We start from the raw sequence: 13,375 nt of genomic DNA on the forward strand, positions 1-13,375 counted from the left end.
CGGTGACGAGGATCCGGCGCGAGGCCAGGAGGCCGGGTTCGGCCATGTGGCTCAAGGGCGGCCCGCGCCTCGACCAGCCGGCGCCCGCGGCGCGAGGGATCTGACGCTCGGGGCGACCTGCCGGGACGCAGTGCACGGGGACGACGGACACTCGACGCGGTTCACCCCGCCGGAGTGGCGGTGGGACGTCCTGTGCCTCGACCCGCGGATACTGCCGACAGTCCCCGGACTGGTTGATTACCTGCGGGAACTCGAGGAGATCTGAGGTCCTGGTTTCGGCCTTCCCTTGGCAATCCACCGATCGGGGGCCGGCTCCACCCTGACACGGCTCATCAGCTGATCCATGACGAAGCCCCGGGCTCCGTGAGGAGCCCGGGGCCGGATGCCGTCAGAGCACGGGCCACGCCTCGGCGTGTCCGGCGGTGGCGGTGTGAAGCGTCGCTTAGAGCGGCCGGACCTGCTCGGCCTGCGGGCCCTTGGCGCCCTGGCCCGCGGTGTACTCGACACGCTGGTTCTCGTCGAGCGAACGGTAGCCGCCGGCGTCGATGGCCGAGTAGTGGACGAAGACGTCAGCGGAGCCGTCGTCGGGGGCGATGAAGCCGAAGCCCTTCTCGGCGTTGAACCACTTCACAGTTCCCTGAGCCATGATGCTTTCTCCTTGATTAGACGATCTCGAGAGCCACGGGTGTGGTCCTCGGGCTGCTGCGACCGACCGCCTTGGGAAAGCCTCGGCTCCGTACGGTAACGCCCGCTGTCAGTAACTCAGCAAGCGCTTCAACGCATACTGGGACTTCGACACAACCTGTACTCCGACACTACACGCCGAGAGGTGGTTCCCGCGCCAATCTCTCGAGAAACCCCGTTCGCGCCCTCCGAAGACCAACCGTCCCGGGGCCCGCTCCTCGCGAAGTCTCGCGGCGTTCGCGCATGTCGGGGGCGATCCGAACGGGGGACGCGCGAGGATGAACCACGGTGAGGGCGCTTACGTGGTGTGAGGCATGAGACTGAGAATGATTCTGCTGCTGGCGGTGACGGCGCTGACCGCGGCCTGTGGAGGAGTGGAACCGGACACGTCTGCGGCCGTGGCCGACGACGGGCCGGCGCAGCCGGTCGCCGTGCTGGGCGCGGAAGGCGGGTTCGTCACCGCGACCATGAACGTGCTGCGTCCGCCGAGGGTGGTGTTGTACGGCGACGGCCTGGTGATCGCCGATGCGAGCAGGCAGATGACGCTCACCGATGCCGAGACGGGCGAGGTGGTCGCGCGGCTGGAGAAGGACCTGGCCGGGCAACCGCCGACCGCGACGCCGAAGCCGGGCGCACCGTCGGTGACGGACCTGCCGGACACCGTCCTCGGCGTACGGGGAAAGGACGGGAAGATGCTGGAGGTCCGGGTGCCGGCCCTGCAGCAGCTCGCGGACTTCTACCCGAAAGAGCTGGTGGACGCGAAGAAGGCGATGGAGGACCTGGCGACCCGGGCCGCCGAGGAGGGCGCCGGCTATGTCGCCACTCGCGTCCGGTTGGTCGCGGAAGGGGCCGAGTCGGCGGAGGGCAAGCCGTCGCCGTGGCCCGAGGGCGTTCCGGAGCCTTCGGGCACGGTCGACCCGGTCTGGCAGAAGGACCTCGAGGGAGCGGCGGCGAGCGCGGTCACCAAGGCGGTCCCCGCCGGGCAGGAGTACGGCCGGTCGCTCTTCACGACCGGCTCGGGGCAGGTCTTCGTGCTGTCGTGGCGCTACCTGCTGCCCCACGAGCAGTCCCCGGCCCTCCCGGCAAAGGGCTGAAAGGCCGCTCACGTGGCGCCTGCCGCAGGGTCCACCCGGATTCCCGCGACGATCCCCGCGACGATCCCCGCGACGATCGTCGCGGGGATCCCGGGCCGCCGTTCTAGCGGGAACGCGCGTGCGGCAGTTGGAGCGTCGCGACGACGCCCGCGTGGTCGGACGGCCACAGCCCCGACGGCGTACGGTCCCTCTGCTCCTCACCGACACGGTGGATGTCCTTCACGCGGAAGTCCCCGCGGAACAGGACCAGGTCGATGCGGAAGGTCAGGGAGGAGACCGGGTTGCGCAGGTCGGGCGCCTGACAGCAGGTGGGGCCGGAATCGGTGGGGTGCTTCACGCGCCAGGCGTCGGTGAACCCGGAATCGAGCAGGAACTGGTACGTCGGGAACGTCGGGTTCTGCGGAACGTTGGCCGTGGTGTTGAAGTCACCGGCGAGCACCACCGGAAGCGTGGTGTTCGTCGCGGCGGCAATGAGCTCCTGCGCCTGCGTGCGCTGCGTGATGAACGGCGGTGTCGGTTCGAGGTGCGTCGTGACGAACCGGAAGGTGCGGCCGCCGATGGTGGCGTCGACCGACGCCCAGCCGCTACGGCTGGCGAACGGGCCGAGGGGCGTCTGGAACACCCGGTCGACCACGTACGGCTGCACCTGGATGTTCGACACCTTGACCGGCCTGGACCGGTCGACCCGGGCGATGATCAGGTCGCGCACGCTGATGCGTACGTCGAAACCAAGGGTGGTCGGGGCCTCGGCGTCCTGCTCGGGCATGATCGCCATGGCCTCGTAGTGCAGCCCGAGCCGGTCGAGCGCGGCGAGGAGCGACTTGAGCTGGTCCGAGCTGACGTTCGTCGCGGGCGGGCTCCCGGTGCGCACGATGTCGGCCTCTTGCAGGGCGACGAGGTCGGGCTTGTCCCGGGCGATCTCCCGGGCCACCGCGGCGGCGCGCTCAGCCGGTTGGGACGCCAGAATCTGCCGATACGCCAGTGTCACCGCCGCTTTGAACTGGTCCAGTGTCTGTGCGTTGGCAAGAGGCAGCAGGTCGGCGCCCACATACATGTTCTGCGTCATGACGCGGATGTCCGATTTGCTGTCACCGTCCGCGAGCGCGTTCGCGCCGGACGGAAACGCCGCGACACCGACGAGGATGATCATCAGAAGCGCGCCGGCGGCGCGAGCGAGCACATGGGGCGGGCGCGATCTGGTGAGCCGGATGTGCTTCATGTGGCCTCTCTCATCAGCACTGGGCCTGTTGCGCCGGTGACGACCACCGGATCTTCCTGGCCTGGGAATGCGCGCGTGCGCGATCACGGAATCCCCCCGGGCCGCTCATGCGATCTCCCGGCGGGCCCGCGGTGCGAATGTAGTCAGTGATCTTTTCGGCTCTGTACGGCGACGCGCCCGGGTCGCCTGCCCGGCCGTTAGTTTGGGCCGTTCATGGACTCCGCTTGTGTTCCCCGGCGGCCGGACGCATGGTCACCAACGGCCCGAACGGCGGCGGCGCCGTCACCCGCGACGAGTTCCGCGCCCACTGGACGGAGTATCCGGAAGCGGCTCCATCAGGCCACCCCCCGTCGCCGGTCAGCGGCTCCCGGCGTGTCACAGATGACGTTTCTGTCCTGTCTTGTCGGCGGACCGGAACTCTTTGCTGACCAGGAGGTGTGCAGTGGATGCCGTGAGAGTGCCCGATTTGACGGGCAAGGTGGCCGTGGTGACGGGCGGCAGCGACGGGCTTGGTCTCGGCTTGGCCATGCAACTGGCCCGAGCCGGGGCCGAGCTCGTGCTGCCGGTCCGAAATCCCGACAAGGGCGCCGCCGCCGTAAAGAAGATCAACGAGGCGGTGCCGGAGGCCGCCGTCTCCACGCGTGAGCTCGACCTGGCCTCGCTGGAATCGGTCGCGGCACTCGCCGCCACCCTTCGGCGCGAGGCCCGCCCGATCGACATTCTCATCAACAACGCCGGGGTGATGGCCCCCGCCGCCCGGCAGACCACCGTGGACGGCCTGGAGCTGCAGTTCGGCACCAACCACATCGGCCACATGGCGCTGGTGGCACGGCTCCTGCCGCTGCTGCGCCTGCGCGGGGCACGGGTCACCACGATGTCCAGCAGCGCCGCCCGCTCCGCCGCCGTCGACTGGGCCGACCTGCAGAGCGAACGGAAATACTCCCCGGTCCGCTCGTACGGGCAGTCGAAGCTGGCCAACCTCCTCTTCGGGCTCGAACTCGACCGGCGGAGCAAGGCCGGCGGGTGGGGCGTCGTCAGCAACGTCGCGCACCCCGGCACGACCCTGACCAACCTCTACGCGTCCGGCCCGAACCTGGGCCGCACCCGCCCCGCGCCCTACGAGAGGGTCATGAAGCTGCTCCTCCGGCTGGGCCTGTTCGTGCAGACGGTCGACGCCGGGCTGCAACCGGCCCTGTACGCGGCCACCAGTCCCCAGGCGCGGGGCGGCCGTTTCTACGGCCCCGACGGCTTCGGCCAGTTCACCGGCGGGCCGACGGAGCTGCCCCTTTACAAATCGGTCCAGGTCGAGCGCGACGCGGCCCGGCTGTGGGCCGTCTCCGAGCAACTGGCCCAGGTCGAGTTCCCCGCCTGAGGGCGGGCCGGCGCATGCACCCGCACCGCGACGAGGCGGACAGGCCGGCCCGCGTCTGGCCCGCGTCCGGCACGCGACGAGGCGGACGGGTCAGCTCGCGACGGACAACGGGGTGATCTTGGCGGGGTTCATCAGCCACAGCACCTGGTCGATGCCCTCCTCGGAGGCGTTGACCGTGAGGACCGTGAACAGCTCGCCGTCGTGGCGCAGCAGCGCGGCCGGCTGCCCGTTGACGTCGGCCCACTCCACCTCGACCCCGGCCCAGAACCGGCTCGCGAACGCCCTGACGAACTTCGCGACCCGGAACGCGCCGACCACGGGGAAACGCGAGGCACGGACGGCGCCGCCGCCGTCGGAGTAGCTGATCACGTCCGCGGCGAGGAGCTCCTCCAGCTTGGCGAGGTCGCCGACGCGGGCGGCGGCGACGAAGGCGGTGAGGAGTCTGCGCTGTTCGTCCCGGGTCACCGGTGTCCGGCGCTCGGAGACGATGTGCTTGCGCGCCCTGCTGACGAGTTGCCGCACCGCGGCCTCGCTCGCCTCGATGATCTCGGCGATCCGCCGGTAGGGATAGTCGAAAGCCTCTCGCAACACGTACGCCGCGCGTTCGGTGGGCGAGAGCTTCTCCAGCAGGAGCAGGACCGCGAAGCTCAGGGCTTCGCCCCGCTCGGCGCCGAGGTGGGGGTCGTTGCTGGTGTCGACGGGTTCGGGGAGCCATGGGCCGACGTACGTCTCGCGGCGCACCCGGGCGGACTGCAGGGCGTTGATGGCCAGGCGCGTGGTCACGGTCGCCAGGAACGCGCCGGGGTCGGCCACGGTGTCGCGGTCGTACGCCTGCCAGCGCAGCCAGACGTCCTGTAACAGGTCTTCGGCCTCGGTGGCGCTGCTCAGGATGCGGTAGGCGATGCCGAACAGGCGGGGCCGCAGGCTCTCGAAGGTGGCCGCCGCCTCGTCGAGGTCTTCGGTCCCGCCGTGACGGCTCTCCGTACGGATATCCCTCATGGTGCTGGCCCCGTTCCGCCGGCGGATGGACGTTTCCAGCCTTTCACTTGCCGTACGGGCGCTCCGACCGGGGACCGCGGTTGGCGACGCGGGCGGCGCCAGGCAAGCCACCCCTTGCTGTCCCACCCTGCTGTCCCACCCTGCTGTCCCACCCTGCTGTCCCGCCCTGGCGCCGCCGTGCCCGGGATCTATCTCGTCCGCGTATGAAGTGCCGTCGATCTCCACGGGCATTCCCGTGCGCCTTTCGTTTCTTTCGGGGGATTTAACGGCGGGATGATTGACGGTTCTTCGATTCCCGGTGATGGGAGCCCGGGAGGCGGCGCTCGCGTTTATCGATCCCGGGCACGGGGACGGTTGTCCTCGTAATCGCCCATATCGGGCGAGTCGACGGATCCAGGAGGTCGACATGACTGGATACCTGCCGTATCGCGATGGCGCTCCCGCTGCCCGGGTGGGCGGCGTACGCGGCTGGCAGGCGGAAATTCTCCGCGGCGAGTCGTAACCGAGTGAATCGAGGTGCTGCGGCGTAAACGGGCCGCAGTGCCTCGACCTGTCACGGCACCCATTGAAGGCGGGGGAATTCATGGCGCGATTTTTCTACCCTGCCGCTCGGCGCAGTGATCTCGTGGAGAATCTGTTCGGAATTCCGGTGTCCGACCCTTATCGGTGGCTGGAAAACGGCGACGACGCGTGCGTACGCGACTGGGCGGCGGCCCAGGATCGCCTGTTCCTGGCCTGTCGCGAGCAATGGCGTGACAGGCGATCATGGGCGTCTCTGATGGACGAGGTGTCCTCCTTCGGGGTGTCGGAGCCCCCGATGGTGCGGGGCTCGCTCATGTTCCTCGCCGAGCAACTCCGCGGGGACGAGCAGCGGCGCCTGCTCGTCGTCGACGGCGCGGGCGGGAGGCGGGTGCTGGTCGATCCGGTGGACGTCGATCCGTCCGGGCACACCGGGCTGTACGCCTGGTGGCCGTCCCGCGAGGGCGAACGCGTGGCCGTCCAGATGGAGGTCGCCGAGCAGCCCGGCAGCGACATCGTGGTGCTGGACGTGCGGACCGGCGAGGTGGTGGACGGGCCGTTGCCGCGCGCCCGCAACACCTCGCTCGCCTGGCTGCCGGGAGGGGACGCCTTCTACTACGTCAGCCGGGTGCCCGACGAGGAGCTGGCCCCCGGCGACCTGCGGCTGCATCGGCGGGTGCGGTTGCACCGGATCGGTTCGCCCTGGCAGGACGACACGGTGGTGTTCGGCGGCGAGGACGCCCCCGACCACTATTACGGGCTCACGGTCAGCGCGGACGGCCGTCATCTGGCCGTCACCGCGACGGCCGGGCCCGCCGCGCACAACGACGTGTACGTGGCGGAGCTCACCGATCCGGCGGCCCCGCGTCTCGTCAAGGTCGTGGACGGACAGGCCATCGGCGCCCGCGTCCTGCCTCGCTTCCTCACGGACGGCGCCCTGCTGCTCGTCACCGACCATGAGGCTCCGTGCGGCCGCGTCTGCGTGGCGGATCGGCACGACCGCGGCCCGGACGCCTGGCGCACGCTGATAGCCGAGGATCCCGAGGCTCCCCTCGACGAGTGCGTGGTGCTGGACGGCCCGGCGCTCGCGCGGCCCCTCCTGCTGGTGGCGCGCGCCCGTCACGGCCTCTCCACCCTGACGCTGCACGACCTGGCCGACGGCAGGCGGCTCGCCCGGTTGCCCGTGCCGGGCGCGGGCGTCGTGTCCTCCCTGCGCACGAGCGTCCCCCACGGACATCGGGCCTGGTTCAGCTACTGCGACGCGACCACGCCGCCCACCGTCTATCGCTACGACGCCGTACGCGGTGTGACGGAGCCGGAGGCGGGCGCCGCCACGGTGGGGCGTACGCCCGGGATCCGCAGCCGCGATGTGCGCTGCCGCGCCGCGGACGGCACCGAGATCACGCTGTTCCTGTTCACGCCGGAGGAGGAGCAGCAGGGGCCGCGGCCCACCCTCCTGTACGGCTACGGCAGCTTCGGCATGCCGATGCGCCCGTGGTTCTTCCCCCTTGCGGCCGCATGGGTCGGCGCAGGCGGCACCTACGCGGTCGCGTGCGTACGCGGAGGCGGCGAAGAGGGCCGGCGCTGGCACGACGCCGGCCGCGGGCCCCACAAGCACCACGCGATCGGCGACTTCAACGACGCGGCGGCCTGGCTCGTCGAGACCGGGATGACCACCCCCGACCGGTTGGCGATATACGGACAGTCGGCCGGGGGTCTCCTGGTCACCGCCGCCGCCGTACGGCGACCGGACCTGTACGCCGCGGTCGTCGCCGAAGGGCCGCTCTGCGACATGGTGCGCTACGAACGCTGGGGCCTGGGATGCACGTGGACCGACGAGTTCGGCAGCGCCTCCCTGCCCGAGCAGCTCGAATGGCTCCTGGCGTACTCGCCGTACCACCACGTCAGGCCCGGAGCCGGCTATCCCGCCTTCCTCTTCACCGGCGCGGTGACCGATCTGCAGACGGGGGAGGCCCATGTCACCAAGATGTGCGCGGCTCTCCAGTACGCCACCAGTGGGGACCGGCCGATCCTCATGCGCCGGGAACCCGACACCGCCCACGCCGCCGCGCCCGCGAGCAAGGAACGCGCGCTGAGCGCGGACATCCTGGCCTTCGCCGCCGAGCACACCGGCCTGTCACCGAAGAAGACGGCCGTGCCCCTGCGCGAGGCCGCCGCGGAATCCCTCTGAAGAGCTCTGTTCGGGTCACTCCTGCGTGAGCGGTGTGGTGGAGCGCGCCGGCCCGTGGGGGAGTGCGGCCCTCCGGCGGCGCCGGGCGGCCAGGGCCGCGACGACGAGCCCGCAGACGACCAGGAGGACGAGCAGCGGCGCCCACGGCAGCGTCCATACGCCCGCGGTGCTCTCCACGGCGGCGAGCGGGGCGATCGAGCCTGCCGCGTCGGTGAGCAGCGGGACGAGCGTGACCGTTCCGGTCAGTCGCAGCGCGGGAGTCACCCCCTTCACCGGCACGGAGACCTTCCAGGTGTCACCCGGGAGCAACTGGGGCGAATCGTCGATGTGTCCCGCACGGGCCTCCCAGTGCCCGAAAGGCCCGGCCACGGACACCGTCTGACGAGCGGCGAGAATGCTGTTGCCGGTGTTGCGGATCGTGTAGGTGACGGTGGCGTCGCCCGCGCCGAGCGGATTCGACGTGCCGGAATAGCGCACCTGCAGGTTCTCCACCGACAGGCTCGGGTTCAGTTCTCCGCCCACGCGGAGGCGGATCCGGATGCCGAGACGCTGGTCGCCCGCCGCTCCGGCGTCGGCCGGTGAGGTGACGATGCCTCCCATGTATTCGCCGGGCGCGGCGTCGTCGGGGAGCGCGACCGTGAACGGCACCTCGGCCGTCTTACCGGGAGGGATGGTGACGTCGGGGCGGTCCGTGCGGACCCACGCACCCACGCCGTTCTGCTTCGCGTCCACGCCGGCCTGCTTCGCGTCCTTGCCGCGCAGGTCGAGCAGGCCCTGCCCCGTGGTGAACGCGTCCGCGGCGTACACATCGAGGTGAAGCGGGGTCGTGCCGTTGTTGGCGACGACGAGCCCGTCGTCGAGCCGCCCGCCCGGGTCGAGCGTGTACCTGTAGTCGGGCCGGTCGGACCCGAAGTCGTTGGACGCCGTCGAGACCGTCCAGGAGACCTCGCCGTCCGCCGCCGCGGCGGGGCCCGTCCCCGCTGCGAGCAGGCCGGACGCGGCGAGCAGCGCCACGACGACGCCCCGGGCGAGGGAGCGTGCTGCGGTTGTCGTACGGGGTCGTGACGGCTGCATCAGACCGATCCTCGGATGGGTTGGGGAAGCGGGCGGACAGGGTGCGGCGGACAGGGTGCGGCGGACAGGGTGCGGCGGACAGGGTGAGGTGTCGTGGGGTGGGCACCTGCTCGGTGCCCACCCCACCCGGGAGCGGGGCCGTCCACTCATCGCGTCGGGCCCCCGCGCCGCCCCCGGTCGTCTACTACTGGAGCGGGTCGGCCCCGGGGCCGGGCTTGCCGGGCTTGCCGGGCTCGGGCTTGCCGGGTCCAGGCTTTCCGGGCTCGGGCTTGCCGGGTCCGGGCTTGCCGTTCGTGTGGATCACGACCTTGTCGACGAGGGAGCCGACGCCGGGAGCGGCACTGGCACCGTTGTCCGGGCCGCACCAGTCCACGTTGCCGAGCTCGACCGCGGCGTTGGGGGCGGCGCAGGTGCCGCTGCGGAGGTTCTCGACGACGAGCTTGTCGCCGCGCGCCTGGACACGCACGTACGTGCGGACGTGCTCCTGGTTCTCGACGGAGTTGGCCCAGTGGTTCTTGGGGTTCAGCGGGTCGGGACCGTAGTTCGGGTCCTTGGTCGTGTCCGGAGCGGTGAGGTCGTAGTACTTCGACCCCGACGCCGAGTTCGCCGTCACGTAGATGACGCCGCCCGGGCCCTTGAACACCTCGGTGTCGCCGGGCCGCTCTTCCGGGTTCGCCTTCTGCCCGTTCTTGATCACATAGCTGCGTGAGTAGCTGTGGTCGTGACCCTGCAGGACCAGGTCGACGCCGAGGTTCGAGAAGGCCGTCGGGAAGTCCTTACGGCGCTGCTGGTTGTCGCCGTCGTTGGCGTGGTCGGCCGGCGAGTAGATCGAGTGGTGGTAGATCAGCACGATGTGCTTGGCGCCGCGGCCGTGCTTGTTGACCACGTCGGTGACGTAGTTGATGTGCGCGGCGTCGGACCCGTTGGCGTACGCGTTGCTGTTCAGGTCGACGAACAGGATGTTCTTGTACGTGAACCAGTAGTCGCCGCCCGAGCGGGTGGCCGCGTCGCCGTTGTAGTACGGCGCGGAACGGTCGGTGTTCGGCGTCCAGAAGTGCTGCTCGTACGCCTTGCCGCCGACGTCGTGGTTGCCGATGGTGGCGACCCACGGATACTGGCGCAGCTTGTCGGAGGCGAGGAACGCGTTCCACTGCGTCTCGTTGTTGGCGCTCTCGATCTGGTCGCCACCCGAGACCAGCAGCTCGGCCTTCGGGTTGGCGGAGAGGGCCACGTTCAGGGTGTCCGCCCAGCCGGCGCCGTCCTTCGCCGTGTTGCCCGACGAGCCGATCTGCGGGTCGCCGAAGAACAGGAAGTCGAAGTCGTTGCCGTTGAAGTTCTGGGTCGTGAAGGAGTACGCCGGGGACCAGGCGCCCGCGGTGCCGACGCGGTAGGAGTACTCCGTGTTCTGCTTCAGGCCGTCGATCGTGGCGTGCCCGTTGTAGCCGCCGTTGACGGTGTTCGCCGTCACGGTGGCCGGGAAGGTGACGGAGTTCTTGGGGAACTCGCCGCGCACGAGGTTCTTGGTCGGCGCGACCTGGACCACCTGGGCGGTGCCCTCCGAGGCGTACCACGACACGACCCGCTGCGCCTGGTCGGCGCCCACGCCGAGGACGATGCCGCTGACCGTCGTGGTGGGGTCGGCGTGGGCCGCGGTCACGAGGCCGCCGCCGAGCACGGCGGTGGCGCTCAGGGCCGCCGCGGCGGCGCTGACGGCCGCGCGGCGGAGGACGAGCCCGGGGTTGTTGGTCCCCTTGTCGAGCTTCATTCTTTTCCATCCGTGTGGGGGAATTCGAGCTATTTGCACGATTTCGAGGTGAGGTGTCGCGTTGGTGAACGCGGGGCGGTCGAACCGTTGCGCCTGATCGAAGATGTGATGTGATCTCAGGTTCCGAGAACGCGTTGCACGAACCAGACCAGGCCCATCGCGGACACACCCGCCGCGATCGCCCCGGTCGTCCACAGCCCGGCGATGGGCCGGCGGCGACGCAGCACGGCGAGCAGCGGGAAGACGGCCACGATGATCGTCAGCTGGACGGCCTCGATGCCCACGTTGAAGACGAGCAACGACCACAGGAGCGTCCACGACCAGGCCTGTTCGATGCCGAGTGCCGAGGCGAACCCGAGGCCGTGCACGAGACCGAAGCAGAAGACCACCGCGAGCCGCGTCCAGCCCGCGCGGTCGAGGTTGAAGTGGCCGTGACCGGCCGTCTCCAGGTCGGTGGCGTGCGACCGGCGTCGCCAGAGGCGCCACAGGTGCCAGCCCGCGACGACCGCGATCGACAGGGCGATGACGGGCTCGACGAACGACGCGGGCACCTCCACGAGGCCGAGGGCGGCGAAGACGAAGGTCACCGAGTGGGCCAGCGTGAAGGTGGTCGCCGCAAGCACGATCTCGCGCAGGCGGCGTGACCCCGCGATGAGCGCCAGCAGGAACAGGATGTGGTCGAGCCCGCCGAGCAGGTGCTCGGCGCCGAGCCGGAAGAACTGCCAGAACCGCTCGAACAAGGACTGCTGGGTGGAGAACGCCCGGTGCTGGGCGTCGAGGGCCGTGCTTCCGGACGTCAGGTCGAGGTCGTAGGTGACGATCGTCTTGCTGTCGCGCACGTACCCCTCGGAGCCGGCGAACAGTGCGCTGCGCACCTCGTGCGCGTCGGCGGACTCCGGGCACCGATAGTCGAGGACCAACCGGGCGTACGGGACGCCCTCGCGCCGTCCGAGCGTGAAGCCGCCGTCCTTGACGGGAGTGCATGCCGTGCCCCCGGCGGTGACGCCGAAGCGCTGGGTGACGTACGCGACGACCGAGCGGGAGTGGGCGTCGAGCGCGGCGGCCTGCTGTGCCGCGTCGTCGGCCTCGAACGCCGCGGTGCCCTCCTTGAAGAGCGGGTCGTCCTTCTCGTAGTCGGCGGCGGAGACGACGAGCAGGTCATACTCCAGATCGAGTTCGGTGCGCACGTGCCCGGCCTGGGGTGAGACGAGGTTGACGTACACCGTCGAGGTGAACCCGTGAGCGAGGGCGGGCGCGGCGCCCAGCAGCGTGGAGAAGGCGCTGAACAGGACGGCCACGGCTGCGGCGCCGATGACAGCACGGACACGACGCCGAGCGGCGGGGGACATATAGCTCCTTTTCGGCTTTGATGTACGAAATCTGCTCGATGGAAATGAACGAGCGGTATCTCGTCAAAGAACCGTCGAGGAACCACGTCTGGCGGAGACGTCCTGGGCATCGGAAGGCGGCGAATCATGCGGTAGGAAGTAGGCGCACTTCCCGGCGCTCCGAAGGACGATCCCCATGCGCTCTCGGCTTCTGCCTGCCTGCACACTGGCCGCGGCAGTCGCGACCGCCCTGCTGGCCGGCGGATGCGGCTCCGGCGACGACTGGTCCTGGCCGCACGCGAAGCCCACCTCCGTCGGCACCCCCGGCCCGGGCTTCTTCCCGGTCGTGTCCCCCGCCCCGGAGGCGACGATCACGCCCCGGCCCGGCTCCTGGAACGGAGTGCGTCCGCCGGAGGGCTACCGGGTGGTGCTGCTCACCGCGGGGGAGGACCGCCAGACCACGACGCTGGTGAACGCGGTGAAGGCGTGGGCCGAGGAGGAAGGCGTCAGCCTCAGGACCCTCACGGCCACCCGGCCGGACCGGTACGTCGCGACCATCACCGAGGCGATCGACATGAAGCCCGACCTCATCGTGAGCGCCGGCGACGCCCTCATCGACCCCCTGGCCCTGGTCACCGCCAACCACCTCGGCCAGCAGTTCCTCGTGGTCGGCGCGGAGCTGGCCGAGCCCACCGAGAACGTCACCGCCGCCGACTGGGCCGGTGCGTCGTTCCGGGGCGAGGGGCTCGGCATGTCCTCGACGTACGACGCCGCCAGCTTCACCCCCGAGCGCGCGGCGCGCGCGATCCGGGCGGGCGCCGCAGCCGTGCTCAACGGCTTGACCGGCATCGTCATCTGGCTCGACTAATCCTTCGGCTCACTGACGAATGTGCCGATGGACGGCACCTTGTAGAGCACTTGCCGCTTCACAAGGGCCATGATCGCCTCACGTACGGTCGTTAGTGCCAGGCCCGCATCACGGCCCGCATCAAGGCTGGCACCATGCGGGTCAGTGCCGCGCAGTTCACCACAGCGCAGTTCACCACAGCGCAGTTCACCACAGCGCAGTTCACCACAGCGCAGTTCACCATCCCGCAGCTCACCATCACCCGCGCAGTCCACCGCGGGCC

10 protein-coding genes and 1 pseudogene are annotated in these 13,375 nt (G+C 70.3%); 4 read left to right on the plus strand and 7 right to left on the minus strand.

Features of this window, described 5'->3' with window-relative positions:
- Positions 1-442: 442 nt before the first annotated feature.
- A complete protein-coding gene (locus FLX08_RS37360; RefSeq protein ID WP_030508742.1) occupies positions 443-646 on the minus strand; it encodes a cold-shock protein in 204 nt (67 codons plus the stop codon).
- Between the two features lie 352 nt (positions 647-998).
- On the opposite strand from FLX08_RS37360, the gene FLX08_RS37365 reads away from it, so the two are divergent.
- Positions 999-1,778, plus strand: coding sequence for a hypothetical protein (locus FLX08_RS37365; RefSeq protein WP_142624987.1), 780 nt, complete (start codon positions 999-1,001; stop codon positions 1,776-1,778).
- A 103-nt stretch (positions 1,779-1,881) separates the two neighbouring features.
- On the opposite strand, the gene FLX08_RS37370 is transcribed toward FLX08_RS37365, so the two are convergent.
- A complete protein-coding gene (locus FLX08_RS37370) occupies positions 1,882-2,997 on the minus strand; it encodes an endonuclease/exonuclease/phosphatase family protein (RefSeq protein ID WP_142624988.1) in 1,116 nt (371 codons plus the stop codon).
- A gap of 442 nt (positions 2,998-3,439) precedes the next feature.
- On the opposite strand from FLX08_RS37370, the gene FLX08_RS37375 reads away from it, so the two are divergent.
- A complete protein-coding gene (locus tag FLX08_RS37375) occupies positions 3,440-4,369 on the plus strand; it encodes an SDR family oxidoreductase (protein ID WP_142624989.1) in 930 nt (309 codons plus the stop codon).
- A 90-nt stretch (positions 4,370-4,459) separates the two neighbouring features.
- On the opposite strand, the gene FLX08_RS37380 is transcribed toward FLX08_RS37375, so the two are convergent.
- Positions 4,460-5,368 carry an RNA polymerase sigma-70 factor gene (locus FLX08_RS37380; protein WP_142624990.1) on the minus strand — a complete coding sequence of 303 codons (909 nt, stop codon included), beginning with the start codon at positions 5,366-5,368 and terminating at the stop codon, positions 4,460-4,462.
- Between the two features lie 583 nt (positions 5,369-5,951).
- Here FLX08_RS37380 and FLX08_RS37385 point away from each other — a divergent pair.
- Entirely contained in the window at positions 5,952-8,078 is a 2,127-nt protein-coding gene (locus FLX08_RS37385; protein WP_142624991.1) for a prolyl oligopeptidase family serine peptidase, read from the plus strand.
- Between the two features lie 15 nt (positions 8,079-8,093).
- Here the strand turns inward: FLX08_RS37385 and FLX08_RS37390 are convergent, their stop codons facing one another.
- The 3 genes from FLX08_RS37390 to FLX08_RS37400 all read right to left on the minus strand — a co-directional run bounded on the left by FLX08_RS37390 (position 8,094) and on the right by FLX08_RS37400 (position 12,266).
- Positions 8,094-9,152: a WxL protein peptidoglycan domain-containing protein gene (locus tag FLX08_RS37390; RefSeq protein ID WP_167530727.1), complete on the minus strand. Its 1,059-nt coding sequence runs from the start codon at positions 9,150-9,152 to the stop codon at positions 8,094-8,096.
- Between the two features lie 184 nt (positions 9,153-9,336).
- Entirely contained in the window at positions 9,337-10,917 is a 1,581-nt protein-coding gene (locus tag FLX08_RS37395) for a purple acid phosphatase family protein (protein ID WP_142624993.1), read from the minus strand.
- Between the two features lie 116 nt (positions 10,918-11,033).
- Positions 11,034-12,266, minus strand: a complete 1,233-nt coding sequence (locus FLX08_RS37400) for a HupE/UreJ family protein (RefSeq protein WP_142624994.1) — start codon at positions 12,264-12,266, stop codon at positions 11,034-11,036.
- Between the two features lie 175 nt (positions 12,267-12,441).
- On the opposite strand from FLX08_RS37400, the gene FLX08_RS37405 reads away from it, so the two are divergent.
- On the plus strand, positions 12,442-13,113 hold the full coding sequence (locus FLX08_RS37405; RefSeq protein WP_208761913.1) for a type 1 periplasmic-binding domain-containing protein: 672 nt from the start codon (positions 12,442-12,444) through the stop codon (positions 13,111-13,113).
- Here the strand turns inward: FLX08_RS37405 and FLX08_RS41030 are convergent.
- Positions 13,110-13,375, minus strand: a pseudogene (locus tag FLX08_RS41030) (hypothetical protein); the annotation flags it as partial. The gene FLX08_RS37405 and the pseudogene FLX08_RS41030 overlap by 4 nt on opposite strands.

Origin of the sequence: Microbispora hainanensis, from assembly GCF_006874475.1 — a bacterium.
Taxonomy (GTDB): domain Bacteria; phylum Actinomycetota; class Actinomycetes; order Streptosporangiales; family Streptosporangiaceae; genus Microbispora; species Microbispora hainanensis.

Bases quoted from the DNA above. Each gene is read 5' to 3' on its own strand.
- FLX08_RS37360 (WP_030508742.1), bottom strand. From the start codon at position 646: ATGGCTCAGGGAACTGTGAAGTGGTTCAACGCCGAGAAGGGCTTCGGC.
- FLX08_RS37365 (WP_142624987.1), top strand. From the start codon at position 999: ATGAGACTGAGAATGATTCTGCTGCTGGCGGTGACGGCGCTGACCGCG.
- FLX08_RS37370 (WP_142624988.1), bottom strand. From the start codon at position 2,997: ATGAAGCACATCCGGCTCACCAGATCGCGCCCGCCCCATGTGCTCGCT.
- FLX08_RS37380 (WP_142624990.1), bottom strand. From the start codon at position 5,368: ATGAGGGATATCCGTACGGAGAGCCGTCACGGCGGGACCGAAGACCTC.
- FLX08_RS37385 (WP_142624991.1), top strand. From the start codon at position 5,952: ATGGCGCGATTTTTCTACCCTGCCGCTCGGCGCAGTGATCTCGTGGAG.
- FLX08_RS37390 (WP_167530727.1), bottom strand. From the start codon at position 9,152: ATGCAGCCGTCACGACCCCGTACGACAACCGCAGCACGCTCCCTCGCC.
- FLX08_RS37395 (WP_142624993.1), bottom strand. From the start codon at position 10,917: ATGAAGCTCGACAAGGGGACCAACAACCCCGGGCTCGTCCTCCGCCGC.
- FLX08_RS37400 (WP_142624994.1), bottom strand. From the start codon at position 12,266: ATGTCCCCCGCCGCTCGGCGTCGTGTCCGTGCTGTCATCGGCGCCGCA.
- FLX08_RS37405 (WP_208761913.1), top strand. From the start codon at position 12,442: ATGCGCTCTCGGCTTCTGCCTGCCTGCACACTGGCCGCGGCAGTCGCG.